Annotated in this window: 24 protein-coding genes and 1 pseudogene; 13 read left to right on the forward strand and 12 right to left on the reverse strand. The window is 64.9% G+C overall.

Annotated features, from left to right (window positions below; all coding sequences use genetic code 11):
* Positions 1-37: 37 nt before the first annotated feature.
* Both sphantq_RS19830 and sphantq_RS19835 read right to left on the reverse strand, forming a co-directional pair.
* Positions 38-925, reverse strand: a complete 888-nt coding sequence (locus tag sphantq_RS19830) for an NAD(P)-dependent oxidoreductase (protein ID WP_272800484.1) — start codon at positions 923-925, stop codon at positions 38-40.
* A gap of 175 nt (positions 926-1,100) precedes the next feature.
* Entirely contained in the window at positions 1,101-2,246 is a 1,146-nt protein-coding gene (locus sphantq_RS19835; RefSeq protein WP_443021583.1) for a LysR substrate-binding domain-containing protein, read from the reverse strand.
* Between the two features lie 143 nt (positions 2,247-2,389).
* On the opposite strand from sphantq_RS19835, the gene ligK reads away from it, so the two are divergent.
* The 3 genes from ligK (at position 2,390) to sphantq_RS19850 (ending at position 5,157) form a co-directional block, all read left to right on the forward strand.
* Positions 2,390-3,064, forward strand: a complete 675-nt coding sequence (gene ligK / locus sphantq_RS19840) for a 4-carboxy-4-hydroxy-2-oxoadipate aldolase/oxaloacetate decarboxylase (RefSeq protein WP_066609217.1) — start codon at positions 2,390-2,392, stop codon at positions 3,062-3,064.
* A 99-nt stretch (positions 3,065-3,163) separates the two neighbouring features.
* Positions 3,164-4,225, forward strand: a complete 1,062-nt coding sequence (locus sphantq_RS19845) for a 4-oxalomesaconate tautomerase (RefSeq protein ID WP_129927122.1) — start codon at positions 3,164-3,166, stop codon at positions 4,223-4,225.
* A gap of 59 nt (positions 4,226-4,284) precedes the next feature.
* On the forward strand, positions 4,285-5,157 hold the full coding sequence (locus sphantq_RS19850) for an amidohydrolase family protein (RefSeq protein ID WP_066609106.1): 873 nt from the start codon (positions 4,285-4,287) through the stop codon (positions 5,155-5,157).
* A gap of 53 nt (positions 5,158-5,210) precedes the next feature.
* Here sphantq_RS19850 and sphantq_RS19855 read toward each other — a convergent pair.
* Positions 5,211-5,393: pseudogene (locus sphantq_RS19855) on the reverse strand (hypothetical protein); the annotation flags it as partial.
* A gap of 215 nt (positions 5,394-5,608) precedes the next feature.
* On the opposite strand from sphantq_RS19855, the gene sphantq_RS19860 reads away from it, so the two are divergent.
* Entirely contained in the window at positions 5,609-6,601 is a 993-nt protein-coding gene (locus sphantq_RS19860) for a hypothetical protein (RefSeq protein WP_272800486.1), read from the forward strand.
* Positions 6,602-7,186: 585 nt separating this feature from the next.
* Here sphantq_RS19860 and sphantq_RS19865 read toward each other — a convergent pair.
* The 6 genes from sphantq_RS19865 to sphantq_RS19890 all read right to left on the reverse strand — a co-directional run bounded on the left by sphantq_RS19865 (position 7,187) and on the right by sphantq_RS19890 (position 14,341).
* A complete protein-coding gene (locus tag sphantq_RS19865) occupies positions 7,187-8,434 on the reverse strand; it encodes a replication initiator protein A (protein WP_244884553.1) in 1,248 nt (415 codons plus the stop codon).
* 107 nt (positions 8,435-8,541) lie between these two features.
* Positions 8,542-9,561, reverse strand: coding sequence for a ParB/RepB/Spo0J family partition protein (locus sphantq_RS19870; protein ID WP_272800487.1), 1,020 nt, complete (start codon positions 9,559-9,561; stop codon positions 8,542-8,544).
* Positions 9,558-10,751, reverse strand: coding sequence for an AAA family ATPase (locus sphantq_RS19875; protein ID WP_272800488.1), 1,194 nt, complete (start codon positions 10,749-10,751; stop codon positions 9,558-9,560). Before sphantq_RS19875 ends, sphantq_RS19870 begins: the two co-directional genes overlap by 4 nt.
* 413 nt (positions 10,752-11,164) lie before the next feature.
* Complete coding sequence (locus sphantq_RS19880) at positions 11,165-12,556, reverse strand: carboxylesterase/lipase family protein (protein ID WP_272800489.1); 1,392 nt, start codon at positions 12,554-12,556, stop codon at positions 11,165-11,167.
* Positions 12,557-12,572: 16 nt separating this feature from the next.
* Positions 12,573-13,622, reverse strand: coding sequence for an oxidoreductase (locus sphantq_RS19885; protein ID WP_272800490.1), 1,050 nt, complete (start codon positions 13,620-13,622; stop codon positions 12,573-12,575).
* The gene (locus sphantq_RS19890) at positions 13,619-14,341 is read right to left on the reverse strand and encodes an arylesterase (RefSeq protein WP_272800491.1); all 723 of its coding nucleotides are present in this window, start codon (positions 14,339-14,341) and stop codon (positions 13,619-13,621) included. The genes sphantq_RS19885 and sphantq_RS19890 overlap by 4 nt, the downstream gene beginning before the upstream one ends.
* On the opposite strand from sphantq_RS19890, the gene sphantq_RS19895 reads away from it, so the two are divergent.
* The 3 genes from sphantq_RS19895 (at position 14,340) to sphantq_RS19905 (ending at position 18,400) form a co-directional block, all read left to right on the forward strand.
* The gene (locus sphantq_RS19895) at positions 14,340-15,041 is read left to right on the forward strand and encodes an ABC transporter ATP-binding protein (protein ID WP_272800492.1); all 702 of its coding nucleotides are present in this window, start codon (positions 14,340-14,342) and stop codon (positions 15,039-15,041) included. The two genes, sphantq_RS19890 and sphantq_RS19895, sit on opposite strands and share 2 nt — an antisense overlap.
* A complete protein-coding gene (locus sphantq_RS19900) occupies positions 15,038-17,560 on the forward strand; it encodes an ABC transporter permease (RefSeq protein ID WP_272800493.1) in 2,523 nt (840 codons plus the stop codon). Before sphantq_RS19895 ends, sphantq_RS19900 begins: the two co-directional genes overlap by 4 nt.
* Positions 17,561-17,674: 114 nt before the next feature.
* Positions 17,675-18,400, forward strand: a complete 726-nt coding sequence (locus sphantq_RS19905; RefSeq protein WP_272800494.1) for a cupin domain-containing protein — start codon at positions 17,675-17,677, stop codon at positions 18,398-18,400.
* Between the two features lie 64 nt (positions 18,401-18,464).
* Here the strand turns inward: sphantq_RS19905 and copD are convergent, their stop codons facing one another.
* Positions 18,465-19,328: a copper homeostasis membrane protein CopD gene (gene copD, locus sphantq_RS19910; protein WP_272800495.1), complete on the reverse strand. Its 864-nt coding sequence runs from the start codon at positions 19,326-19,328 to the stop codon at positions 18,465-18,467.
* Complete coding sequence (gene copC, locus sphantq_RS19915) at positions 19,328-19,702, reverse strand: copper homeostasis periplasmic binding protein CopC (RefSeq protein WP_272800496.1); 375 nt, start codon at positions 19,700-19,702, stop codon at positions 19,328-19,330. The genes copD and copC overlap by 1 nt, the downstream gene beginning before the upstream one ends.
* A gap of 153 nt (positions 19,703-19,855) precedes the next feature.
* Here copC and sphantq_RS19920 point away from each other — a divergent pair, with 153 nt between their 5' ends.
* The 6 genes from sphantq_RS19920 (at position 19,856) to sphantq_RS19945 (ending at position 24,690) form a co-directional block, all read left to right on the forward strand.
* Positions 19,856-20,119: a hypothetical protein gene (locus sphantq_RS19920; protein WP_244884557.1), complete on the forward strand. Its 264-nt coding sequence runs from the start codon at positions 19,856-19,858 to the stop codon at positions 20,117-20,119.
* The gene (locus sphantq_RS19925) at positions 20,116-20,553 is read left to right on the forward strand and encodes a periplasmic heavy metal sensor (protein ID WP_272800497.1); all 438 of its coding nucleotides are present in this window, start codon (positions 20,116-20,118) and stop codon (positions 20,551-20,553) included. The genes sphantq_RS19920 and sphantq_RS19925 overlap by 4 nt, the downstream gene beginning before the upstream one ends.
* Positions 20,550-21,113 (forward strand): RNA polymerase sigma factor, encoded by a 564-nt coding sequence (locus sphantq_RS19930; RefSeq protein ID WP_272800498.1) that lies wholly within the window; start codon positions 20,550-20,552, stop codon positions 21,111-21,113. Before sphantq_RS19925 ends, sphantq_RS19930 begins: the two co-directional genes overlap by 4 nt.
* A gap of 24 nt (positions 21,114-21,137) precedes the next feature.
* The gene (locus sphantq_RS19935) at positions 21,138-22,880 is read left to right on the forward strand and encodes a copper resistance system multicopper oxidase (protein WP_272800499.1); all 1,743 of its coding nucleotides are present in this window, start codon (positions 21,138-21,140) and stop codon (positions 22,878-22,880) included.
* The gene (locus sphantq_RS19940; RefSeq protein ID WP_272800500.1) at positions 22,877-23,839 is read left to right on the forward strand and encodes a copper resistance protein B; all 963 of its coding nucleotides are present in this window, start codon (positions 22,877-22,879) and stop codon (positions 23,837-23,839) included. The genes sphantq_RS19935 and sphantq_RS19940 overlap by 4 nt, the downstream gene beginning before the upstream one ends.
* A gap of 137 nt (positions 23,840-23,976) precedes the next feature.
* A complete protein-coding gene (locus tag sphantq_RS19945; RefSeq protein ID WP_129927139.1) occupies positions 23,977-24,690 on the forward strand; it encodes a copper resistance protein B in 714 nt (237 codons plus the stop codon).
* 41 nt (positions 24,691-24,731) lie between these two features.
* Here sphantq_RS19945 and sphantq_RS19950 read toward each other — a convergent pair whose 3' ends face one another.
* Complete coding sequence (locus sphantq_RS19950) at positions 24,732-25,886, reverse strand: M20 aminoacylase family protein (protein WP_129927140.1); 1,155 nt, start codon at positions 25,884-25,886, stop codon at positions 24,732-24,734.
* Between the last annotated feature and the right edge of the window lie 2 nt (positions 25,887-25,888).

Here is a 25,888-nt window from a genome sequence, read left to right on the forward strand (position 1 = left end):
CACCCCAGCAAAGGCTTGGGCCTCAGGCGACAGCACGCTACGCCCGCCCCAAAAACTCCGTCACTTCCGCCTTCGCGGAAACGCCGTCGGAAGAAATCACCCCGATCTTCGCGCCCAGCCCTTCCGGCGGCGCCTTCACGCCCAGTGCGCCGATCGCCGCCTGCCGCGCCACCGTGCCGCGCGTCATCGCAGCCCCGGTGCCAAGGCCATCCAGTGTCTTGACGACTTCCTCCATCTCCGCCGCGCGCCGCGTGCCATGCACCAGCATCCGGTCGAGATTATAATCCGCCCGCACGCCCCAAGTCTTCGCCTTCTCGCTCGCATCGAGCGAGGTCAGCACCTCGTCCAGCACATCCGCCTGCGCCGCGGCCATCACACATTCGGCGGTCAACGCCTCGATCCCCTTGACCATCACCGAGCGGATCATCTTGATCGAGGAGGCCCGGCCGACATCCGCGCCCACGACCCGCGTCTTCGCAAAACCCAGCGCGCGCAACCGCGCCTCCGCCTTTTCCGCCCGCGCCCCGCTCAGCAACAGCGGCACCGCCATGCCCGCCGGATCGACCGGCGCCATCACCGCGACATCGACATAATGGCCGCCCGCCGCCGCGATCAGCGCGGCCGCCGCCTGCTTGGTCTGCGGCGCAACGCTGTTCATGTCGCAGAACAGCGTCCCCGGCCCAATCAGCGCCGCGGCGTCGCGCGCCACCGCCAGCGCCTGGTCCGCCGTCACCAGCGACAGGATCATCGGCACGTCCCGCACCGCATCGCCCAGCCGATCGCGACAGGCGACGCCCTGCTGCGCCATCACGCTGGCCCGCGCCGGATCGCGGTCATGCGCCAACGCGCGCGCTCCCCACGCGCCAGCCGCAGCGAATGTGCTGCCCGCCTCGCCAAATCCGATCAGGAGAATATCGGTCGTCATGGCGGGAAATCTGCCTGCCCATGCCCTCGGCGACAAATCGGATCAGCCGCATAGCCATAAGCTGGCGCTGAATATGATCCTATGGCGCAGCCCGTCCCTCTCGCCGATCATCCGCCACCGTCATGGACAATGCCCGCACGGACGGCGCACAGGGCAGCGCATATTCTCCGCTGCGTCACCCCTGCGACACCGCCTCCAGATCGGCCATGAATTCGCCCTGCACCGTGGTCGGGCGCCAGGAGGCCCGCGTTGTCACGCCGATAGATCGGCTGGCGGGCGATACCGGCGTGTCGATCCGGCACAGCCACCCCGCCTCCAGCTCCACCGTCACCTGATCGGGTGACAACAGGGTCAGGAAATCATTGTCGATCAGCAATTGCCGGATGGTCATGACCGATCCCGATTCGATCGGCACGACCGGCAAAGCGATGCCATGTTCGCTGAATAACGCCTCCCAGCTTTCGCGCAGCGGCGCGCCCGGCGCGGCGATGATCCAGGGATAGCGCGCCAGATCGCTCATGGCGGGCTGTGTCCCGGCCAGCGGATGACCTGCCCGCGCGATCACCACCGGCCGGTCTTCGAACAGCGCCGCCTGCTCGAAATCCGCCTCCAGCAGCGGCAGGCGCAACGCCCCCACCATCATGTCGATCGCGCCGTTGCGCAACGGCTCGATCAGTTCGGCGCGCGACCCTTCCAATATGGTGATGCGCACGCCCGGCCGCCGCCGCAGGAAGCGCGACACGGCGGCGGGCAGCACCCGCGCGCGAGACAGCGGCATCGCGCCAATGGCGATGCTGCGCGTCTCATGCCCCTTGAGCGCCGCCAGTTCGGCCAGCGCCGCCATCAACTCGACCCGCGCCAGGCGAAAGGCGCGCGCCATCCGCACACCGGCATCGGTCAGCATCACCACCTTGCCGCGCCGCCGCACCAGCGGCCGCCGCAGCGACAGGCTAAGGTCGTTGACCGCGCGATGCAGCGAAGGGATCGACAGGCCGGTCGCGGCACTCGCCGCAGGGTAACTGCCCGCATCCGCCAGCGCGATCAGCGCGCGGAACCGCGCCATCGTCACATGCGGGCTGGCGATATGGTCCAGCGCGGCGTGGAAACGCGGCACCAGCAGCGCGCCCGCATCGGTCACCGTCATCCCGTCATGGCGGCGGTCGAACAAGGGCACGTCCAGCATGGCTTCGAATCGGGCCAGCGCCTGGGTTATCGCCGGCTGGGTCAGGTTTACCGCCGCGGCGGCCGCATTCATGGTTCCGCGATCCGCGATTTCCACGGTTGCGCGCAGGTGACGAAGGTTGATGTCGGTCCAGTCCACATTGCCATATTTAGTGAAAACTAATGGCTTGGCCAGATTTCCTTTTTGCCCTTTCCCCCGAACGGGTCCAGCCACCATCCTGTCCCGCGCCGCCCAACCATCCGCTTGGTCCGTGCGCCGTCATGAATAAGGAGAAGGTCAGCATGTCCGGCATCGTCGTCCAGAATATCGAACGGGCGGACCTTAGCGTCGTCGACGGCCTCGCCAAATGCGGCGTCGCCACCGTCCATGAAGCGCAGGGCCGCACCGGCCTGCTCGCCTCGTACATGCGTCCGATCTACACCGGCGCGCGCATCGCCGGCAACGCCGTCACCATCTCCGCCGCGCCCGGCGACAATTGGATGGTCCATGTCGCGATCGAGCAGTTGAAGGAAGGCGACGTCCTCCTCCTCGCTCCCACCAGCCCCTGCACCGACGGTTATTTCGGCGACCTGCTCGCCACCTCGGCCCAGGCGCGCGGCTGCCGCGGTCTCATCATCGACGCGGGCGTGCGCGACGTGCGCGACCTCACTCAGATGAACTTCCCGGTCTGGTCGAAGGCGGTCCATGCCCAGGGCACGGTCAAGAACACGATCGGATCGGTCAACGTCCCCGTCATCTGCGCCAATGCGCTGGTCAATCCGGGCGACGTGGTGATCGCCGACGATGACGGCGTGTGCATCGTACCACGCGCCGACGCCGCTGCGGTCCTCGAAAAGGCGCAGGCCCGCGAAGCCGCCGAAGAAGCCAAGCGCGTCCGCCTCGCCGCCGGCGAACTCGGCCTCGACATCTATAATATGCGCCCGCGCCTGGAAGAGATGGGCCTGAAATATATCTGACCGCCTGCCCCCTGTCGCGTCCCCCTCTCCGTTCGGTTCGAGCTTGTCGAGAACCATCGCGCAGGGTTCTCGACAAGCTCGAACCGAACGGAGCTGTAGATGACAGCACATAGCCAATCCCCCGTCCTGTGGATGCGCGGCGGCACGTCCAAGGGCGGCTATTTCCTCGCCCAGGACCTGCCCGCCGACACCGCCGCCCGCGACGCCTTCCTGTTGCGCGTCATGGGTTCCCCCGACCCGCGCCAGATCGACGGCATGGGCGGCGCCGATCCGCTGACCAGCAAGGTCGCGGTCGTGAAAAAGTCACAGCGCGACGGCGTCGATGTCGATTATCTCTTCCTTCAGGTCTTCGTCGACAAGGCGGTGGTCAGCGACGCGCAGAATTGCGGCAACATTCTCGCCGGCATCGGCCCCTTCGCGATCGAACGGGGCCTCGTCGCTGCGCAACAGGACGAAACCCGCGTCGCCATCTTCATGGAAAATACCGGCCAGATCGCCATCGGCACGGTGCAAACACCCGGCGGCAAAGTCCGCTATGACGGCGACGCCAAGATCGACGGCGTCCCCGGCAGCGCCGCCCCCATCCCGCTGGAGTTTCGCGACACCGCCGGCTCCTCTTGCGGCGCCCTTCTTCCCACCGGCAACGCCTTCGACGAAGTGGAGGGCGTGCGCGTCACCCTGATCGACAACGGGATGCCCTGCGTGGTGATGAAGGCGCAGGACGTCGGCATCACCGGCTATGAAGACCGTGACACGCTGGACAATGATACGGCGCTGAAAGCCCGTATCGAAAAAATCCGCCTTGCCGTCGGCGAACGCATGAACCTGGGCGACGTAACCGACAAGTCGGTGCCCAAGATGATGCTGGTCGCCCCGCCCCGCAACGGCGGCGCAGTCACGGTGCGCAGTTTCATCCCGCATCGCGCCCATGCTTCCATCGGCGTGCTTGGCGCGGTCAGCGTCGCTACCGCCTGCCTGGTCGAAGGATCGCCCGCGGCCGAGGTCGCTTCCATTCCCGGCGGCGATCGCAAGACGCTCTCGGTCGAACATCCGACGGGCGAAACGACCTGCGTCATGGAACTGGACGACAGCGGCGCCGTCACCAGCGCCGCCATGCTCCGCACCGCGCGTAAATTGATGGACGGCGTCGTCTTTTCTTAAACCAGAAACTAGGGCCTATCGCCCTGAGCCTGTCAAAGGGCCGAACGGAGTTGGAACCAATGACCCGCATCACCTCATGGCATGGCGCGCCCTCCAGGCCGCTCTATACGCCCCCCGCCGGCGCGATCGACGCCCATTGCCATGTCTTCGGCCCGATGGCAGACTTCCCCTTCAGCGCGAAGGCGAAATATCTGCCCGAAGATGCCGGCCCGGACATGTTGTTCGCATTACGCGACCATCTGGGCTTCGCCCGCAATGTCATCGTCCAGGCGAGCTGCCACGGCACCGACAATAGCGCGACCCTGAACGCCATCGCAAAGGCGAACGGTAAGGCGCGCGGCGTCGCCGTGGTCGATCCGGCCATTTCCGATGCCGATCTCGCCGCCCTCCATGATGGCGGCATCCGCGGCATCCGCTTCAATTTCCTCAAGCGTCTGGTGGACGACGCCCCCAAGGACAAATTCCTCGACGTCGCCAAACGCCTGCCCGCCGGCTGGCATGTGGTGATCTATTTCGAAGCCGACATCCTCGAAGAACTGCGCCCGTTCATGGACGCCATCCCGGTCCCGCTGGTGATCGACCATATGGGCCGCCCCGATGTGACCCAGGGACCGGACGGCGTCGACATGAAGGCCTTCCGCGCCTTTCTGGAGAGCCGCGACGACATCTGGTTCAAGGCTACCTGCCCCGACCGGCTCGATCCTACTGGCGATCCCTGGAACGCCTTCGCCGACGCGGTCGCACCGCTGGTCGCCGACTATCAGGACCGCGTGCTGTGGGGCACCGACTGGCCGCACCCCAATATGCAGGACGATATTCCAGATGACGGCCATCTGGTCGATATGATTCCCCGCATCGCGCCCACCGCCGAACTCCAGCGCAAATTGCTGATCGACAACCCGATGCGCCTCTACTGGCCGGAAGAAGCATAAGTAATTGATATATAATGACAAGAGCGGCGCTGGTGGGCGCCGCTCTTGTCATTTCAATTGTCCAACTCGCCGTCTCGGTCGTCAATATTGCGGCGGAAGGTTTCCGGCAGGAACAACAGTCCGATGACCGCCGTCGCCGCCGCGATGACGACCGGATACCAGAGGCCGTAATAAATATCCCCGGTCGCCGCGACCATGGCGAAGGCGGTGACGGGCAGGAAACCACCGAACCAGCCCGCCAGATCGCCGACAGTCCTCTCTAGCGTGTGGACGCCAATCGGTCGAAAAGATGAAGGATTGGCGTTCGGGCGGAGAGCGTATAGGATCAAACTAGCTTAAATGGCCATATCGTTTAATATATCATATTATATCATTGATATTAGCTTATATATTCTAGGATATGATATCCATGGGAAGGTTGTCGTGTAGGGATGATTGCGACCAAGGGACCATGGACGATGTCACCCTACTCTCTCTCTACGCCGAAGCGCAGGCGGCGCTCGCACGGATCGAGGAGCGGCGACGGCTTAGCCCGGTGCGTCGCCCTTGGAAGATACGATGCTTCATCACCGAACGCCAGGCCTTGGCATGGCTCGATACGACATCGGTTGAGGCGAGCGCGTTCACGGTCAATGGCCGCGGCAGCGTTGGTGGAGCCGCCTACGACCTCACCCATTGGCGGCAAGCCGTCGGAGCGCCGGTAACGCTTGGTACGCTGCGTGCGGACAGCATCGGCCTTCTCGATTGGCTGGGCGTGCATGACGCCCCCGCCCCTGCTGGCCCGTGGGCAACCCCCGGCCTCCCGCTCGCAGACGTCCGACAGCGGGTCGCGCAATGGCAGGCGGAAGCGGCGACCCTGCCCCCCTCCCCTCCCCTGCTCCATGGCGCGCGCCTTGCCCTGGCATGGAGGCGTCGCGCGCCGATCGGACGGGGCGATGCGGTGGCCAGCTTCCTCATCGGCGATCGCCACGGTCCGGGTCGATGGGATGCATCATTCGGTGGTCTTGTCTCCCTGGGCTTTCGGGCCAGCGGCGCCGCGTGGAAGATCGCCGACCCGGCCCAGTTCGATCGTCTATGGCTTCGGGCCATCGCCTTGGGCGCCTGCGATCATCTGGATCAGGAAGTTCGTCTGCGTGCCTATGCGGAGCGCGCCGCAGCCCATATCGCATCGCGTCGTCGGCCCGGCCGTCTGAAGGATGTATTGATGATGGCAATGTCGCGACCGTTTATCACCAGTCGGCTCGTCGCCGATCAATTGAACCTGACTTCTGCCGGGGCGATCAAATTGCTGGGCATCGCAACCGACGCCGGACTCCTGCTAGAACGATCGGGGCAAAGCAGTTATCGCAGTTATATCATTCCGGTGAGCCACGCGCCGCACGCCTCTACCGCGCCAGATCCGCTTATTGATCCTCAAATCACCGATTTTTGGTCCGAAGCCTAGAAAATAGTCCTCGCCAGAAGGCCGCTGAGGGCGGCTCCTGCGGCCTCTATTCGCATTTTCAGCTTTTGTTCTCTGCGCCGGTCGAAATTTTTTTTGTTCGAGCGCTCCGACCTCTCCCGGCGACCTGCGTCAAAGCAAGGACGACGTCGATTGCATGTGGCCCATACAGGCTGGCTAGCATCCATCTGGGCAACTCCGTGCCGATGCAGATCGCCAATCTATGTCGTCCACCAGATCCAAAAACACGTCTAAGCTCGCCCTCAACATCCTCTAACGTGAGATGCCCGTCTGCCTTTCGGGCTCGGCACTGAAATGGCGATACAAGGCAGAAGGGTCGATAGGGGTAGGGCGCGCGCGATGGCTTTTCACGCGATCATCGTGTTTTCAGAATCACGGCCACAGGGGCAATCGCAACATCATTTTATCGCCATCACGATCTGTCGCGCATCAGCAAAACGGTCAGACGCACGCTTTTCCCGCTATTATTAATGTCCGTTTCGCACGGTCCGACAAGCGAATCAAAGCCAAGTCGCGCGATACTTCATCCGAAACACGCGATTCTGAAAACACGTCGATCGATAGCTGTCAGGGACGCAGCCGATATTTGTTGCGGCGGTGGTGTTCCTTCACGAAGCCATAAAAGCGCTTCGAATAGTTACGCGGCAGCTCATGCGGGTTTGCGCCGAGGAAAGCGTCGAATCGGCGCATCAACTCATCATAATCCCAGCCCGGAAAATCGCTGCGAATTGCGGCATGAATGTCGGCATCCAACATCTCGCGGGCGCGGCCACTGACCACCGGCGCACGACGCGCCTTGCTCTTGTCCGCACCCGGACTGCGCAATCCGCCCGCTGCCTGCGCGATCAGCTTCATCGCCTGGCGCGGATCGATCATTGCGTCGATGTCATCGGGAGCCGCCTGAGCGGTGGGGGAGGGGAGGGGGGCGGCGCGCCCGGCACGGACCCGTTCGGCCATATGGCGGCGCATCACCATGCGCATCTTGGGCTTTGGACTATCGGGATTGACGACTTCCAGACTGATGTCCGGCAACTCGTTGGTGCGGGCCAGGTCGAGCAGTTTGCGCTTGAACACTGGATAGTTGCTTTCGCTGCCGCTTTTCTGATGCAGCGTTTCGAATCCGATGACGAAGCCGTCCGCGCCATTGCCGCCAGCATGTTTGCGCGACGCGCGGTAAAGCCATTTGCCCAGCCCGCTGGTGATCTCGAAATAGAGCGGCGATATGGCGAGCACATTGCGCTTGTCCATCACGCCGTCGAAGAACCATTTGGACAGGGTGATTTCCATGCCCAGAGATCGCTGCGTCCTCTCGTCCACCAAATGCGTATAGCTGTCGATCCAGGAGAAGGTTGTCTCCCGGCTCTTGGCGCTGGCGCGAATGTTGGTCTTGATCGTTGTCGCCTGTAACCGGTCGAGCGCGCTTACCAACCGTTCATAGGCCCGGCCGCTGGTGCCCCAGCAGATCCGCTTGAGCAGGTCGCCAGGCTGGAGCCGAATGACCGGAGTCAGGTCGTTTAGCCCGCGCTCGCGCAGTTCGTTCAAGTGCGACGCCAGATAGATCATGATGTCCGCATCCCAGATGGTCGCCATGCCATATGTCGGATTGGCGGAGACATGGACCGTCACCGACCTGTCGGGACTGATATATTCAATGGGCTTCACCCGCTTGCGTTTTGAAAGGCTGAAAAAAGGGCGCTGCATCGTCTCTTGGTAGTCGCGCAGCGAAATGTCGCTGAAATCGGGCAGGGTGAAGAACATTTCGAACTGGACCTTGCGCTCCTTCAGCGCCGTCTTAAGTTCGCCTTCATTCCCCACTGCATCATCCCGTTCCCGCTGTCCCCCCAAGGGGAAATTTGCATAACAAACTGAAATATAAGGGTTATTCCGCTATTTTCAGCTTTTCATCCCCGCATGATCGCCTGTCAACGTCGTCTCGCGCTCCGAATTCGCGCTGCATCGATCACCGGCCGCAATGCCTCCAATATCGCATCGGTCGACAGGTCGGACGGTGTAAGCGACAGCATCAATATCTTCTGCTGGTCTTTCACCACCTCGCCGATCGCTTTGCCATCGCCAACCGCGATCGCCGCCTTCTGCACGCGCCCCTTGACGGTGACGGCCTTGAGCAATCGGCCCATCACCTCGGCGCCCGCGATGGGCTGCTCGTCGCCCGACCGGCGGAAACTCTGCTCCGACGCGATCTGGTCGGCCGCCGCCTCCAGCTTCGTCCGGCTGGCCGGATCACGCAGTAAGGGCAGAAGCCGCTCGCCATATTTGGCTTGCAAATCCATCGGTGAATGGAAGGCGCTGACTAGGAAGGGGGGGATCTCGGTCAGGGCGATATAGCGCGACAATTGCGATTTGGAGATTTTCAACCGCTCGGCCATCCGCAACTGAACGCCGCCATAGAAGCGATCGACCGCCGCCTTATAATTGACGCCCCGCTCTAGGTCGGAAATATCCTCCCGCTCGCGATTCTCGATGTCGGCCAGCCGGAACGCCGCCTCATCGTCTAGATCTTCGATGATTGCGATCAGGTCAATGTCGGGATAATGATTGCTGTTGAGCCAGCTGATCGCCCAGTGCCGCCGCGTCCCTGTCACCAGTTCATAGGGCAGGGGGCCATTGGGCGTGCGCCGCACCACCGCGGGAATACGATTGCCGCCTTCCGCCAACACCGAATCGATCAGGCTGCGCAGCCGATGTTCGTCCAGCAACGTATAGTCGCGCGCATTGCCTGGCCAGATCGAACATTCCGCCGGCTTTAACCGGATGGTCGGTCGCTTCACGATTCGCGCGGCTTCGCCAAAAGCTTCCAGGCGCTTATTGGTGAAATTGACGCGCCCGGCTGTGGCCGTCGCTTCCGCTTCTGTGGGCGCGATAGGCGCCGGTTCATTAGCGACGGCGGCCAGCGCCTCGCTGATCAGTGACCGCCGGCTCATGCCGCCACGCTCACGCCAGCATCGACGCCGGTCAGGCTGGTCGATGGCCATTGTTGGCGGATCTGCTGCTCGACTTCCCCGAACACCGCGTCCAGATTGTCGCGGCATCGCGTATAGGTTTGGTGCGATGCCGACGGCTTGGATTCATAGATGGATCGAAACGCCTGCGTTGCGTTCTTGATTTCTTCGGACGCCAATATGGGTTGCCCCAGCAACAGCCCGGCATAGGTCGCCTGCATGATCCGCCACATGTCATTCTCGCCCGGCTTGTTGGGCGAGAAGGTCGAACATACGACGCGGATGAAGCCATAATTGACCGGCGTGCCATTTTGTTCGAGAATCTCGATATTGTCCGCGATCGTGTCCATGAAATGGATGGTCGACAGATAATCCAGTTGGCGCGCCGGCACCGGGATCAGCAATCCCGTCGCCGCGGCCATCACGTTGAGCCCCAGGAAACCCATGGCTGGCGGCGGGTCGAGCAGGATGACGTCGAAATCCTTGGTCACGCTGGCGATGCCGATACGCAGCGCTTGCAAACTTTCGCGCACTGCCTGCCCGCCTTCGCGCAGGGTAGAGGTCAAATCCCATTCCGCGTCTTGCAGACCCAGGCTCGACGGCACGATCTTGATCGTCGGCCAGGGCGTGTCACGAATGGTTTCGGCAAAATTGCTGAAGGTGCTGCGCGGGGACAGGAACGCGCCAAGCGTCTGGTCGTCGTCGATCAGCGTTTCGGGCTGGATGTCGAACATAGTGGTGGTCGACGCCTGCGGATCGCAATCGATCACCAGCACGCGATAGCCATGCAGCGCCAGATAATCGGCCAGATGCTTGGTGATCGTGCTTTTTCCGACGCCGCCCTTGAAATTCTGCACCGCCAGCACGACCGCATCCTCGTCCGGTTGCTTGCCGACATGGATGCCCAACGCTTCGCGAATCTGGGTCAGATCTTCCAGCGTATAATAGCGACGGCCATTGGGCAGTTGCTTGGGCTGGGGCAGGCGCCCCTTGGATTCCGCCTTGGCCAAAGCCTCCGGCGTGCGTCCGATCAATTCGGCCGCGATGGTCGGGCCGAATGTGATGTCGAGCGTCTTGTGCGCGTCGGGACGGAACACGATCGTCTTGATATGATCGCGCATTTGCTGACATGCTGTCGTGACGTTGCGCAGCGTGTTGACGGTAAACGACATAGCGCCCCTCATAACCGAATCATGACGATAAACTGGTTGGTATTTTATGCGCTCAATATCGAACGAAAGTCAAACCGATGGATAAGTGCCGCTACGAAGGCGTCCCTCATCTGCTGCGGTGCGTCAAAAGACAACCGGAAGGTGAAGCACAGCGGGAAGGGATTGGACCTGGTTGATAGCCCTTCAACCTTTAACCGCGGCATAGCCTGCGGGGCCAAGCGGCTTTAGGGATTTTATTGAGGGATTAGAGGGGTTAACCGATCAAAATCCGGTTTAAAACCCGCAAAATAACGCGAGTCGCCAATGAAGCCCAAAATCCGATCCCACGTTCATGACCGTGCGATAACACGCTACGATGATTCCGAAAGCACGATCGATCAGTTGTGATAGCACGTCGCATCATGGCGCCGATCTCAACGATCGGGGACCGCCTTGGCGCTGTCCTCCACACCGATATCCATAATCTCTGGCGATGCGGGATCATAGCGTCGCCAGCCTGGCAGCTCGCCGCCATTAGGATCGCCCTTCTGAACGAAATTGACCAGATAGCGGCTGCTGATCCGGGCGATCGCGCGATCCGTGGCCGTCGTCGCGGCGCCATATTTCACTGCGACCGTATCGAAGAAATAGGGGATTTCGCTGGCATGACCCGCGCCCTTCGTCTCCCCGTTCCGCAGCGCCTGTGCGACATAGGAAAAGCGATAATGATAGGTCGGCACGCGCGCCCGCGCGAATAGCTGCGCCATCGTGCGGGCGCCTGTCACCATCGGCCCGGCCGGCCCGCCAATATCGTCGCTCGTCGCGCCGATCATCACCGGCGCCTTGGCGAAACGTCCCGCCCGATAGGCGTCCAGACTGCCCACCGCGACGCGGCCGTCGGCGATCGGGCTGCTATGGGTGCGCGGGCCGCTCGCAAACAGCGCGGCCAGGTTCAGCCCATCGACCACGGCGTCAGCGGGCAACGCCCGCAATTGCGCCAGCGCCTGGGGATCGTCTGGCGCTATCCCCTTCTTTCGCCCGAACGCCGCGCCGATCGCCTCGGCGGCCGCCAGCGTAGCGTCGCCCATCGGCATCGGTCCGCCGGACTGGATCACCGCTTTGTGGAACAGCCCCTGAGCCATTGGCGAGGTCAGCAACGCATGGATCGACATGCCGCCCGCGCTTTCGCCGATGATGGTGACGTTGGTCGGGTCGCCGCCGAATGCCGCGATATTGTCCTGCACCCAGCGCAGCGCCGCGATCTGGTCCATATAGCCATAATTGGCCAGCCGCCCCTCGTCCGCATCCGCTTTGGTCAGTGCGGGATGCGCAAAAGTGCCAAAGCGCCCCAGCCGATAATTGAAGCTGACCACCATGATGCCCTGCCGCGCCAGCGCCACCCCCGCATAGGTCGGCGGCGACGAACCGCCATTGACGAAGCCGCCGCCATAGATCCACACCATCACAGGCAGCTTGGCTATCCGCCGCTGCGGTTTCCATACATTCATATAAAGACAATCCTCCGCCGGCGGCGTGCCGAGCGGCGCGGCATCGCTGGGGAAGGGGAGTTGCATACAGTCATGGCCGTACAGGCTGGCGTCGCGCACGCCTTGCCAGGGCGTCACTGGCTGCGGCGCGCGCCACCGCAGATCGCCCACCGGCGGCGCGGCGAAGGGAATGCCCTTGAAGGCGACGACGTCCTCTTCATTGACCCCGCGCAGCGCGCCGTCCGCGATGGTGATGACCGGCGCCGTGTCCGACCGCGCGCTGGCGACGGGCGCGGTCAGGGCAGCGGCCAACAGCAAGGCGCGCAAAGGCAAAGCCATTTCTTTCTCCCATCGTTCAAGGCAGCGGCATCGCCACGACCCGGTCCTTGCGCGCCGACAGTAGCGCCGCCTCGATGACTTCCTGCACCGCCACCGCTTCGTCCAGCAAAATCGGCGCGACGCTGCCGCGTGTCCATGTATCGGCCATCTGCCGATAAAATTGTTCCTGGCATCCCCTCGTCGCCGGACGCAACGTCATCCCGCCAGCGCCGTCATATACTGCGACCGGATCGGAATCGACGCCCCACCCGGCATCGCCCGGCCGCATCCCGCCGATCAACTGCGCCTCCTGCGGATCAATTCGCCGTTTGATCAGCGATCCTTTATCACCATGCACGGCGAAGCGCGGACTCCCGCCGCCGCCATCATCCGGCGCATTCAGGCTAGCGTGCAACACGACGCGCATCCTTTCATAGCGCAGCACCACATGCGCCCAATCGTCCGCGCCCGATCCGGGGCGCAGCGCGACGATATCGGCGCTCACCGCCAGCGGCCGCCCGAACAGCGCCAGCGCCTGATCGACCAGATGCGGCCCCAGGTCGAACCACACGCCCGATCCGGCCGACCCGTCTTCGCGCCAGCGGTCGCGCACTTCCGGCCGAAACCGGTCGAAATGCGACTCGAAATGCGTCACCTGACCGATTGCGCCTTCCTCTATCGCGGCCCGGATGCTGAGAAAATCGCTGTCGAACCGGCGATTGTGGAACACCGCCAATCGCCGTCCGCTGTTCCGGGCCAGCGCTGCCAGCGCCTTTGCCTCGTCCAGCGACAGGGCGAAGGGCTTGTCCACCACCACATGCTTGCCCGCCCGCAGCGCATCCGCCGCAATCGCTGCATGTGTCGCACTCGGTGTCGCAACCACCACCGCTTGTATGGCCGGGTCGGCCAGGAGATCGGCGGTGAGCGCCACGCAGGGGATCGCCGGGTCGAGCGCGTCGACCGCCTCGGCCCGGCTGGTGACGATCGCCGCCAGTTCCAGTCCCGGCGCGGCGCGGATCAGCGGCGCATGAAAGACGCGCCCCGCCATGCCATAGCCGATCAGGCCGACCCGGATCCGCGCCGTCAAGATGGCAATGCCTCGGCAACCACCGGCGCCAGCTTGCCGACGATGACGGTCACGCCCTTGTCATTGGGGTGGATGCCGTCGGGCAGTTGCAGCGCCCGGTCGCCGATCACCCCGTCCAGCATGAAGGGATAAAGCGTCGCATCATATGTGCGCGCCAGATCGGGGAAAATGGGGTTGAATGCTGCGGCATAGTCCGGCCCCATATTGGGCGACGCCATCATGCCCGTCAGCAGCACCGGGATGCCGCGCTTCTTCAGTTCCGCCAGGATCGCGTTCAGATTGGTCCGCGTCTCGGCGGGAGCAAGCCCGCGCAGCATATCGTTGCCGCCCAGCCCCACCAGCATCAGGTCGGGCTTGCGCGGTAATCCGTCCAGTGTAAACGTCAATCTCGCCAGCCCCGCAGCAGTCGTATCGCCCGATACCCCGGCATTGACCACCCGCGCCTTCACGCCGCGCGCCTTGAGCGCCGCTTCCAGCACCGGGGCCAGCCCCTTGTTCTGGTCCAGATTATAGCCGGCATAAAGGCTGTCGCCGAACGCCACCACAAGCCGCTCGTCGGCTGCCGGCGTCGCCACTATCGCCGCGTCAACGGCCTGCTGCTCATGCCCGACCGGCGCTGGCGCCGCTGCTTTATCCGAACAAGCCACCGCCAGTTGGACAATCAGCGCCAACGCCCCATATTGCATCCACCTGCCCGCCAAGGAGCGCTCCTTTTCCATGCATTTGCCCATCGATCCCACCACTATCGCGATCCGCGCGCAGGATGTCACCCTTTCGCTGGGAACGCGCGACGCGCCGGTGGCGATCCTCAAGGGCGTCGACCTCACCATATTGCGCGGCGAAAGTCTGGCCATCCTGGGCGCATCTGGATCGGGCAAAAGTTCGCTGATGGCGGTGCTGTCGGGCCTGGAGCGCGCCAGCGGCGGCAGCGTCAGCGTGGGCGGCGTCGATTTCGGCGCGCTGGACGAGGACGCTTTGGCCCGCGCCCGGCGTGGCCGCATCGGCATTATTTTGCAAAGCTTCCACCTGCTCCCCACCATGACCGCGCATGAAAATGTCGCCGTGCCGCTCGAACTGGCGGGCCATGCCGATGCCTTCGATCGCGCGGCCGACGAACTGCGCGCCGTGGGCCTGGGCCATCGGCTCGACCATTATCCCGCCCAATTATCGGGCGGCGAGCAGCAGCGCGTCGCCATCGCCCGCGCCGTCGCGCCGCGCCCCACCCTGATCTTCGCCGACGAACCGACCGGCAATCTCGACGTCACGACCGGCGCCACCATCATGGACCTGTTGTTCGAACGGCGGCGGGCGGCGGGCGCGACCCTGGTCATCATCACTCATGATCCGGCACTGGCCGAACGCTGCGGCCGGATCGTGGAAATGCGCGACGGCCTCGTCGTCTCGGACCGCGCCGCATGAACGCCATCGGTTGGGGCGCAAGCTGGCGCATCGCCCGGCGCGACCTGCATCTGGGCTTTCGCGGGCTGCGGCTGCTGTTCCTCTGCCTGTTCCTGGGCGTCGCCACGCTCGCCGCGATCGGCAGCCTGACCGCCGCGATCACGCAGGAACTCAGCGATCGGGGCCGCAACTTGCTGGGCGGCGACATCGAAATCGCCATGACCCAGCGCGAAGCGCGGCTGGGCGACAAGGAAGCCTTTCGCCAACTCGGCACGCTCAGCGAAACCATCCGCCTGCGCGCTATGGCTCAGCATGAAGGGCAGGGCAGGGGGGATGCCCCGCCTGCCGTGCTGACCGAATTGAAGGGCGTCGATGCCGTCTATCCGCTTTATGGCACGCTTGCGCTGCGGCAGGGCGCTTATCGCCCGCTCGACCCCGACCATATCCTGATCGGCGATGCCTTGGCGGAGCGGCTCGACGTCCGCCCCGGCGACCGGCTGCGCTACGGCGTCGCCAGATTCACCGTCGCGGCCATCATCGCCGACGAACCCGATCGCTTGGGCGAAGGCTTCACTCTTGGTCCGGTCGCCATCGTTTCGCTCGACGGCCTGCGCCGAACCGGCCTGATCCAGCCGGGCAGCCTCTATTCCGCCAAATATCGCATCCGCCTCGCCCCCCGTTTCGACGCCGCGACCGTGCGCGCCGACATGGAAAAGGCGCACGATGCCGACGGCTGGACCCTCAAGGACCGGGATCGCGCCGCGCCCGGCGCCAATCGCTTCATCGATCGAATGGGGCAGTTCCTGTCGCTGATCGGCCTCGCCGCGCTGGTCATCGCCGGCATCGGCGTCAGCAACGGCGTCGCCTCCTATCTCGCGGCCAAGCGCGGCGGCATCGCCACCTTGAAGGTGCTGGGCGCGACCGCGACCGACATCGGCCGCATCTACCGGATGCAGGTCGGCGCGGTCGCCCTGCTCGGCATCGTGACGGGCCTGATCGTCGGCGCGCTCTTGCCGCCGCTGATCGTCGCGCTGGCGGGCGACGTCCTGCCGGTCAGCCCCGGCTTCCGGCTCCACCCGCTGCCGCTATTGACCAGCGCCGCCTATGGTCTGCTGATCGCCTTCCTCTTCACCTTCCCGCCGCTCGGCCGCGCCCGCACCCAGCCGGCCGCCGCTATCTTCCGCGGCGCGGTGGAAAGCGGTAGCGGTACCGACCGGCGCAGCCTGGCCGCCATGGCCGGAGCGGGCGCGCTGCTGGTCGCCTTGGCGCTGCTGACCGCGCGCGAACCGCTCTTCTCCGCCGCCGTGCTCGGCGCGACGGCCGCCGTCCTGCTGCTGCTGCTCGGCCTCGGCTGGGCCGTCCGCCGCCTCGCCCTCATCGCTCCGCGCCCGCGTCGTCCGCTGCTCCGCCTCGCCGTCGCCAATCTCCATCGCCCCGGCGCGCAGACCGCCGCGCTCATCGTCGCGCTCGGCCTCGCGCTCACCCTGTTTGTGACGCTGGCGGGTATCCAGACCAGCCTCGACAGCGAAATCCGCAACGTCGTGCCGGAAAAAGCGCCCAACCAGTTCGTCCTCGACATCCCCTCGGCGCAGGTCGGCTGCTTCCGCACCATCGCGATGCGCCAAGCGCCCGAAGCGGAGCTTAACATCGTCCCGTCGCTGCGCGGCACGATCGTCGCCTATGGCGCTCAGCGCGTCGCCGACCTCAAGGAACTACCCGAAGGCGCCTGGTTTCTGCGCGGCGAACGCGGCGTCACCTACAGCGCCGTCCTGCCGCAGGGCAGCGATCTGACCGCCGGTCAATGGTGGCCGCGCGACTATGCCGGCCCGCCGCTCGTCTCGCTTGATGAGGAAGCGGCGAAGGTCATGAATATCGGCATCGGTGACACGCTGACCGTCAGCATATTGGGGCGTGAGATCACAGCGCGCATCGCGTCGCTGCGCAAGGTCAACTGGGACACGATGGGCTTCAACTATATATTGGTTTTTTCGCCCAACGCGCTGGCCGCAGCACCCCATAGCATGACCGCGACCATCACCATGGACCCCGGCCGCGACGGCGGCATGACCCGCGCGCTGCTGTCGGCCTTCCCCGGCATATCAGTGATCGCGGTCGGCGACGTCATCGATCAGGTCGGCACGATCATGACTCAGATGTCGCGCGCGATCGTTGCCGCTGCCTCGGTGGCGATCCTCGCGGGCATCGCCGTGCTGGTCGGCGCGATCGCCGCCTCGCGCCAGGCGCGCAGCTATGACAGCGTCATCCTGAAGACGCTGGGCGCGACCCGCTGGCAGATATTGGGCGGCCAGGCGCTTGAATATGGCCTGCTCGCATCCATGCTGGCGCTCGTCGCGCTGGCGCTCGGCACGACCGCCGCCTGGTTCGTCATCGTGCGCATCTTCGACTTCACCTGGTCGCCCGACTGGGCAGTGGTGCTGGCGACGCTGGGCGGCGGCGCGCTGCTGACTTTGGGCATCGGTCTTGCCGGGGCCATCCCGCTCATGTCGGTCCGCCCGGCGCGCGCGCTGCGGCAGTTGTAGCGGCCTGACCTGCGGCAAACGGCAGAGCGCACGGCCAGGCCTTGCGCTCTTGGCGCATAGTGCCGCGCGCACCGGATATCCTGCTCCCTTCCATTCTCTCCAAGGAGGGTCGGCATGACCAGCACCGCAACCCAAACCCGCACCCGTTCCTTCATCGACCTGCGCGCCTGGGCGGCCGATGCGCGTCCCGCCACGCCGTCGGCCGATCCCTTCCTGACCGCGCGCGCAGACCTGCCGCTGGCGGACGGGCCGATCAGCGTCGGCCTCATCGCGCTGCCGCAGGGGGCGGGCGAAGTAACGCTGCTGCCCGCCGAAGAATTTATCATCGTGGAATCTGGCGCGTTGCGCATCGAACAGAGCGGCGCCAGCATCGCTCTGGCCGAAGGCGCCAGCATGCTCCTGCGCGACGGCGCGGCCTTCACCTGGTCTGCGCAAGCCGACACCCGCCTGCTGTTCATGCGCCGCCGCGGCGGTCCGGCCGGCGACGGCGCGATCATCCCGGTCGACACCGACGCCCCGCTCGAACCTTCAGGTGCGCCTTTGGCCGAACTGCTGGTTGGCCCGACGCCGCAATGCCGCAACCATGGCGATTACAAGTCGTCGGATGGCGAACTCATGGTCGGCACCTGGGATTCGACACCCTATTATCGGCGCGCCATGGCCTATCGCCATTATGAACTCATGTATCTGCTCGACGGAGGCGTCACCTTCATCGACGCAGCCGGAACCGAAGGCACGTTCGCCAAGGAGGACATCTTTCTGGTGGAACAGGGCGCCAGTTGCAGCTGGGACAGCCAGGTCCATGTGAAGAAAGTCTATTGCATCTACCGCCCGGCCTGAAACGCCTCGCGGCGTTCGCTAAACATCAGTGTTCCCGCGCAGGCGGGAACACGCTATTCTATATTCACCCCATCGGATCGAGCGTCCCCAGCCAGCCCACCAGCCCGATAATGGCTACAGCCGCGCTTGTTTCCACCAGCAGCGACAGCCGCAGATGCGCGATCGCACGTTGCGGGGTCCCGCTCTCCAGCATCGGCGTCAGGCGCCAGCGGTTCAGTCCCGCCAGCGCCAGCATCGCCCCAAACAGCGCCAGCTTGGCGCCCAGCAGCCAGCCATAAAGGCTCCCCGCCAGCTCCGGCAATTGCGCCAGCCCCACGATCATCGCGCCATTGATCGCTCCACTGACCAGCAACGTGCCGACGATCAGCGTCCCCATCAGGGCGAAGCGCGATAGCATCGTGGCCACGCGCCGTATCGCCGCCGCCGTCGGCCGCAGCGTCAGCACGGCATGGCACAACACCACCAGCGCGCCGATCCACCCCGCCGCCGCCCAGATGTGGGCGATATCGGCGACGCGATGGACAGTCCCGGCGATATCCTCGGTCGCCCCCGCATGGCCGGTCCAGGCCAGCGTCGCCGCCGCGACGGCAGCGGCTACTAACGTCAGTCGCGGGCGGTTCAAGCCCGTAAAAACCAGCGCCAGCAACAGCGCGCCACCACGCACCGTCAGCACCGGGCCGATCGGCATCATGGTCAACAAAATCTGCGCGCTGACCCAATCCGGGGCCGTGATCGGCGTGCCGGTCATCGCGGCGACGCTCGCCATCAGCCACAGCGCGGACAGCGCTATGCCCCCCAGCGCCAGCGCCACTAACACACGCCGGTCCCCCGCCATGCCCATCACCCACCAGAACAGCGGCAGTCCCATGAGCAGGGCAAGGTCGATCATCAGCGCAAACCGCGCGCCGATCAAAGCCCCTTCGATCATTACTTGACCTTGAAGCTGTAGCCGCCTTCCATCTTATGTTGGTCCGCGCCCACGATATGCCATTTCAGGTCATAGCTGCCGGCGGGCAGGGCGCGGGGAAAGGTCAGCGTCATGGTCTTGCCCTCGATCGCGGTCTTGAAACCCTTGATTGGCATGGCGGGATGGTCGCTCATGCCGGGCATCCCGGTCATCACCAGCTCAGCGCCGCTCATCGGCGCCAGGAAAGTCTCGGAAAAAGTAAGCACCAGCTTGGTCGGCTTGGCCACGGTCGCATTGGCGGCAGGGGTGGACGACAACAGCTTGCTGTGCGCGCTCGCAACGCCCGGCAGGGCCAGCGCGAAAGCGGCGGCGGCGGTCAGGAACAGGCGGGTCATATCGGCATCTCCAACAGATGGGTGGGACAGGGGGTATCAGGGGGATTTACGCATGGACTTGCCGGACCCCTCGCCCCATGCGCATAATTTTTACGCCTCGTGCCATGAGGGATGCACGTCCCCCGCGCGTATGCGGGAATGAGGATGGAGACGATGATGACCGATCTGGATCAGTTGCTGGGCACGGTGCGCGCGATGCCGACCGATGCGCGGCTTGCGGACATGGACGTCGCGGTGATGGGCGGGCTCGCCGAACGCCGCGACCGGATGACGGCGCGGCGCAGCCTGGCGCTCGCAGGGCTGCTCGCGATCGGCATCGGCTGGGCCGGCAGCATCGTGCCGTCCGCACCCGCGCAAGCCGCGCCCATGCCGATCGGCATGTCCGACTATGCGCCGTCGCGCCTGCTCGGCCAGTGACCCTGCGCCGCTACGCGCTGGTCGCGCTGGTCGCTTTCGCCGCCGCGCTGGCGGCGGTGCTGGTCGCACGCACCTGGCTCGCACCCACGCCGCATGTGGAAAGCGAAGTCCACGCCCTGCTGCACCAGCGGATGACGCTCGACGCCGCGCAGGAACAGCGCATTCACGCCCTGGAGGCTGCCTTCGCCCAGCGCCGCGAAGCACTGGAGGCGGAAATGCGCGCCGACAATGAGCGGCTCGCCGCCGCGATCGAGGGCGAACATGGCTATGGCCCCAAAGTGGCCGAAGCGGTCGACCGCTCGCATCATGTCATGGGGCAACTGCAAAAGGAAACGCTTCAGCACATCTTCGCGATGCGCGGCGTGCTGCGGCCCGATCAGGCGGCGCAATTCGACGCCGCCATCGTCAAGGCGCTGACCCAGCCCGCCCGGTGAGTGCGGCCGACTCCGAACCCGACGACCGGACGCTTGCTACCCGCGCGCTGGCGGGGCATCAGTCCGCCTATGGCGCGTTGATGGCGCGCCACCGCGACGCCGTCTGGCGCCTCGCTCGCGGCCATGTCAGCGATGGCGATGAGGCGCTCGACATCACGCAGGAAACCTTCGTCGCCGCTTTCGCCGCGCTCGCCCGCTATGATGGCGCTCGCCCGTTCCGCGTCTGGATCGCGCGCATCGCGCTCAACAAATGCCGTGACTGGGCGCGCCGCCGCACGGTGCGGCGCTTCTTCGCCTTCGCCAAACCGCTCGACGACGCGCTCGATATCGCCGCGCCCGACGCCACGCCGGAGGAAGCCGCCCATTCCCATCGCGAAGTCGCGCGCATCAACGCCGCCATCGCCAGTCTGCCCGCCAATCTCAAGGACGTGCTCCTTCTGCGCACCATCGAACAGATGAGCCAGGCGGAGGCGGCGCAGGTGTTGGGCATCACCGAAAAAGCGGTCGAAACCCGCCTCTACCGCGCCCGCGCAAAATTGACCGAAATTGTGAGGGTTTAGCGCCCCGTCTGCGTATGACAGGGCATGACGACATCCATCGCCCTTGATCGCCGTACCCTTTTCAAAAGCGCCGCGGCGCTCAGCCTCGCGGGGGCTTTCCCCGCCTGGGCGCGCAGCGGCACGGCGGGCCTGCGCCCAGCACCCGGCGTCCTGTCGGGCGACCATATTGCGCTCACCGTGGGGGAAAGCCATTTCGGCACCGGGGGCCGGTCCGCCCATGCGATTACGATCAACGGCACCGTCCCTGCGCCGCTCATCCGCTTGAAGGAAGGGCAGCGCGTCCAGATCGCCGTCACCAACAGGCTGAAAGAGGACACCTCGATCCACTGGCACGGCCTGATCGTCCCCTTCCAGATGGACGGCGTGCCGGGCGTCAGCTTCCCCGGCATTCGTCCGGGCGAAACCTTCACATACGACTTCCCCATCCGCCAGTCTGGCACCTACTGGTATCACAGCCATTCGGGGATGCAGGAGGCGATGGGCCATTATGGCCCGATCGTCATCGACCCCGCCGGGGTCGATCCGGTGCAGGCGACGCGCGAACATGTGATCGTGCTGTCCGACTGGTCGCCGGTCCATCCGCATGTGCTGCTGAAACGCCTCAAGCAGATGGGCGGCTATCATAATTTTCAGCGTCAGACGCTTGCTGGCCTGCTCGCGGGCAAGGACCAGAGCCTCAGGGAGCGCATGGACTGGGGCAAGATGCGCATGGACCCGACCGACATTTCCGATGTCACCGGCTCCACCTACAGCTTCCTCATTAACGGCCATGGTACGCCCGAAAACTGGACCGGCCTGTTCACGCCCGGCGAGCGCGTCCGCCTGCGCATCGTCAACGCATCGGCCATGACCAATTTCAACGTCCGCCTGCCCGGCCTGCCGATGACCGTGGTCCAGTGCGACGGCCAGCATGTCCAGCCGATCGACACCGACGAGTTCCAGATCGGCATCGCCGAAACCTATGACGTCATCGTCCGGCCGGCCGAGGCGAAAGCCTATGGCCTGATCGCCGAAGCCATCGACCGCTCCGGCCAGGTCCGCGCCACCCTCGCGCCGCAGCTTGGCATGGTCGCGCCGGTCCCGGACCTGCGCAAACGCCCGCTGCTGACCATGAAGGATATGGGCATGGACATGTCCGGCATGGATATGGGGCAGGGGGGCGTGATCGACCTCAGCCAGCCCGCCAATGACAGCATGTCCGGCCACAGCATGAAAATGCTCGACCCGTCAGTCGCCCCCGACGTGCCGATGGGACCGGGCGTCGCGACCCTCTCCGCCATGCCCGCCGATCGCACCGCGGATCGGCCGACGGGTCTGGAGGATGTCGATCATCGCGTCCTCACCTATGCGGGCCTGCGCGCGCTGGAACCCAATCAGGACATCCGCACTCCCACCCGCACGCTCGACATCCACCTGACGGCGAACATGGAACGCTATATGTGGTCCTTCGACGGGGTGAAGCTGTCCGACGGCGCTGACCCTATTGCCTTCCGCCACAATGAACGGGTCCGCGTCACCCTCATCAACGACACGATGATGCCGCACCCCATCCACATCCACGGCCATTTTTTCCAGTTGCTGACCGGCGACGATCCGCTCCACAACCCGCGCAAGCATACGGTGAACGTCCTGCCCGGCGGCAAGGTCAGCTTCGATCTCACCGCCGATGCGCTGGGCGACTGGGCCTTCCACTGCCACATGCTGATGCACATGCACGCCGGGATGATGCGCGTCGTCACGGTCCGTCCCGCGGAGGACGCGGCATGAAGCGCCTGATCGTCGCCACCCTGCTGGCCGGCATCGCAACGCCCGCGGTCGCGCAGGACCATAGCCAGATGGACCATAGCGCCCATCAGATGCCGCATCCGGAAGCGGCTCCGGCCGCCCCAGAACCCGCCGATCCGCACGCCGGCCATAGCGACCCTGCGCCAGCCGAACCGTCCAACCCCCATGCCGGCCACGCCATGCCCGCATCCGATGACGCGGTGCCCAAAGGAGTCGCGCCTCCGATCCCCACCGATCACGCCGCCGATGCCCTCTACGATCCCGCCACCATGGCCAGCGCCCGCGCCGCCATGACGAAGGAAAATGGCGGCATGACTTTCTCCCAGCTCATGATCGACCGCTTCGAATATCGCGCGCAAAAGGGCGGCGATGGCTATGCCTGGGAAGGCGAAGGCTGGATCGGCGGCGACATCGACCGCCTTGCCATCAAGTCGGAAGGGGAGGGTGAAGCCGGCGGCCGCCTGCACCAGGCCGAACTTCAGGCGCTCTACAGCCGCGCGATCGATCCCTGGTGGAATATCGTCGCGGGCGTCCGCCAGGATTTCCGCCCCCAGCCCCAACGCACCTATGCCACCATCGGCATCGAAGGCCTCGCCCCCTATTGGTTCGAACTGGAGGCGCAGGCCTTTCTCTCCGACAAGGGCGACGCTCATCTGCGGCTCGAAGGCAGCTACGACCAGCGCATCACCCAGCGCCTCGTCCTGCAACCCGCCGCCGAAGTGAATATCGCCGCGCAGGACGTGCCGGAACTCGGCGTCGGGTCCGGTCTCTCGACCATCGAACTGGGCCTGCGCCTGCGCTACGAAATCGCCCGCGAATTTGCGCCCTATATCGGCGTCAATTGGGAACGCAGCCTCGGCGACACCGCCCGTTACGCCCGCGCGGCGGGGGAGGGGGCGTCTGCCACCAGCCTGGTGATGGGCATCCGCTTCTGGTTCTAATGCAAGTCATGTCGGCATAAGCTGCCGCATCCCGGCAATAATTTGTCATCAACGCGGCGACCGGTGACAGGCTTCGCGCAATCGCGCCGTACCGCCCGTCTAGTCTCTGCCCGATACCGCAAAACGGATGAGGGTAGATGCTGCGTTCCGCCTGTCTGGGCTTGTCCTTCCTGAGCGCGCTGGTGATGGCGTCGCCGGCCGCCGCCCAGGCGGACGATAGCGGCGCATGGGCGCTTAGCGGCGGCTTCGATCTCATCGAATTGCGCGCCGGCAAGGGCGACGATGTTTTCCTGTGGGACGGCACTTTCTCCCTCGGCAACGCCACCGACCAGTTGATGCTGGTGACGCAGGGCGGCGGGGCGCTCGGCAACCAGATCGACGAAGTGCAGGCCCGGCTTTTCTACGGCCGCACCATCGGCAATGCGACGCTGCTCGTGGGCGTGCGCAAGGATTTCACCCCCCATCCGCGCGACCTCCACGCCATCATCGGCGTACAGGGCAATGTCGGCACGCGCCTCAGTTGGGAAAGCTACGCCTTCCTGTCGGACAATGGCCGGCTGACCGGCGAGGGGCAGATCGTCTATCAACTGCCGATCACCGACAGCCTCTATCTGGAACCGCGCGTCGGCGTCGGCTGGTCGGCGCAGGGGGTGGCGGTGGATGCGGTGGAATCGGGCTTTACGGAGGGGGAGGGGACGCTGCGCCTGCGCTACCGCCTGACACCCAAGCTCAACATCTATACGGCGGTCGTCCATGAACGACTGCTCGCCGGCACCCGCCGCCTCGCTCGCGCTCAGGGCGATACGCTGCAATCGACCATGGCGGTGATCGGCTTCGGCTTCAGCTTGTAATTTCTACAGATGTTCCCGCCTGCGCGGGGGCACGCAGCGCTCTAGTCACCCAACGCCAAATGCCGCTCCGCCAGCGCGACATGCAGCCTGATACCCAGTTCCAGCACATCGTCATTGAAATCATAATGCGGGTTGTGCAGCGGTGCGGACCCCTCCACCTTCGCCTGACCAAGCCAGATATAGGCGCCCTTGCACGCCTGGAGCATGAAGGCGAAATCCTCCGACGTGAAGGCCGGATCGGGCGCCAGTTGCGCGACGCCCACCGTCGCTGCGGCGTCCAGCGCCTCCTGCGTGGCTTCCGCGTCGTTGATCGTCGCGGGATAGTAGCGCTGGTAATCGACCGTCGCCGTCAGTTCGCCCGCCAGCGCCACCCCCGCCACGATCTGTCGGATCGAATCCTCGATCCGATCCTGGACGGCCGGATCGAATGTGCGCACGGTGCCTGAAACTGTCACCAGTTCAGGGATCACATTATGCGTATGCCCGCCATGGATCTGTGTGATGGACAGCACGGCCGACGCCGTCGGCGCGATCCGGCGGGACACGATTCCCTGTAATTGCTGCACCAATGCTGCTGCAGCAAATATCGCGTCCGGCGTATCCTGCGGTATCGCCGCATGGCCGCCGCGCCCTTCCAGGCGAATCTCGAACTTGTCGGCCGCGCCCATGATAGGGCCGGGCCGCGTTGCGATCGTGCCGGCCGGCAAGTCGGGCCAATTGTGCAGCCCGAACACCCGGTCGCAGGGAAAACGCTCGAACAGCCCTTCATTGACCATCTCCCGCGCGCCGCCCTGGCCTTCCTCGGCCGGCTGGAAGAAGAAATTGACCGTGCCGTCAAAATGGCGGCTCCGCGCCAGATGCTGCGCGGCCCCCAGCAGCATCGCGACATGCCCGTCATGACCGCAGCCATGGAAGGTGCCGGGCGTCGTGCTGGCATAGGGCAGGCTGGTCTGCTCCTGGATCGGCAAAGCGTCCATGTCCGCGCGCAGCCCGATGCTGCGCGAAGACGTCCCGTTGCGCAGCACCCCGACCACGCCGGTTCGGCCGATCCCCTCATGCACCTCCAGCCCCAGCGCGCGCAGTTGCTCGGCTATGCGACCCGCGGTGCGATGTTCGCAGAAACCCAGTTCGGGATGGGCGTGAATGTCGCGCCGGAACGCGACGAGCGGTTCGATCAGGTCGGCAATGTCGGTCATGC

The sequence above is a fragment of the Sphingobium sp. AntQ-1 genome (assembly GCF_028538045.1).
Taxonomy (GTDB): Bacteria; Pseudomonadota; Alphaproteobacteria; order Sphingomonadales; family Sphingomonadaceae; genus Sphingobium; species Sphingobium cupriresistens.

Coding starts and splice junctions, on each gene's coding strand:
- sphantq_RS19845 (WP_129927122.1), top strand. CDS start 3,164: ATGACAGCACATAGCCAATCCCCCGTCCTGTGGATGCGCGGCGGCACG.
- sphantq_RS19860 (WP_272800486.1), top strand. CDS start 5,609: ATGGACGATGTCACCCTACTCTCTCTCTACGCCGAAGCGCAGGCGGCG.
- copC (WP_272800496.1), bottom strand. CDS start 19,702: ATGACCCGCCTGTTCCTGACCGCCGCCGCCGCTTTCGCGCTGGCCCTG.
- sphantq_RS19880 (WP_272800489.1), bottom strand. CDS start 12,556: ATGGCTTTGCCTTTGCGCGCCTTGCTGTTGGCCGCTGCCCTGACCGCG.
- ligK (WP_066609217.1), top strand. CDS start 2,390: ATGTCCGGCATCGTCGTCCAGAATATCGAACGGGCGGACCTTAGCGTC.
- sphantq_RS19905 (WP_272800494.1), top strand. CDS start 17,675: ATGACCAGCACCGCAACCCAAACCCGCACCCGTTCCTTCATCGACCTG.
- sphantq_RS19875 (WP_272800488.1), bottom strand. CDS start 10,751: ATGTCGTTTACCGTCAACACGCTGCGCAACGTCACGACAGCATGTCAG.
- copD (WP_272800495.1), bottom strand. CDS start 19,328: ATGATCGAAGGGGCTTTGATCGGCGCGCGGTTTGCGCTGATGATCGAC.
- sphantq_RS19945 (WP_129927139.1), top strand. CDS start 23,977: ATGCTGCGTTCCGCCTGTCTGGGCTTGTCCTTCCTGAGCGCGCTGGTG.
- sphantq_RS19830 (WP_272800484.1), bottom strand. CDS start 925: ATGACGACCGATATTCTCCTGATCGGATTTGGCGAGGCGGGCAGCACA.
- sphantq_RS19920 (WP_244884557.1), top strand. CDS start 19,856: ATGATGACCGATCTGGATCAGTTGCTGGGCACGGTGCGCGCGATGCCG.
- sphantq_RS19850 (WP_066609106.1), top strand. CDS start 4,285: ATGACCCGCATCACCTCATGGCATGGCGCGCCCTCCAGGCCGCTCTAT.
- sphantq_RS19870 (WP_272800487.1), bottom strand. CDS start 9,561: ATGAGCCGGCGGTCACTGATCAGCGAGGCGCTGGCCGCCGTCGCTAAT.
- sphantq_RS19900 (WP_272800493.1), top strand. CDS start 15,038: ATGAACGCCATCGGTTGGGGCGCAAGCTGGCGCATCGCCCGGCGCGAC.
- sphantq_RS19895 (WP_272800492.1), top strand. CDS start 14,340: ATGCATTTGCCCATCGATCCCACCACTATCGCGATCCGCGCGCAGGAT.
- sphantq_RS19940 (WP_272800500.1), top strand. CDS start 22,877: ATGAAGCGCCTGATCGTCGCCACCCTGCTGGCCGGCATCGCAACGCCC.
- sphantq_RS19935 (WP_272800499.1), top strand. CDS start 21,138: ATGACGACATCCATCGCCCTTGATCGCCGTACCCTTTTCAAAAGCGCC.
- sphantq_RS19890 (WP_272800491.1), bottom strand. CDS start 14,341: ATGGAAAAGGAGCGCTCCTTGGCGGGCAGGTGGATGCAATATGGGGCG.
- sphantq_RS19950 (WP_129927140.1), bottom strand. CDS start 25,886: ATGACCGACATTGCCGACCTGATCGAACCGCTCGTCGCGTTCCGGCGC.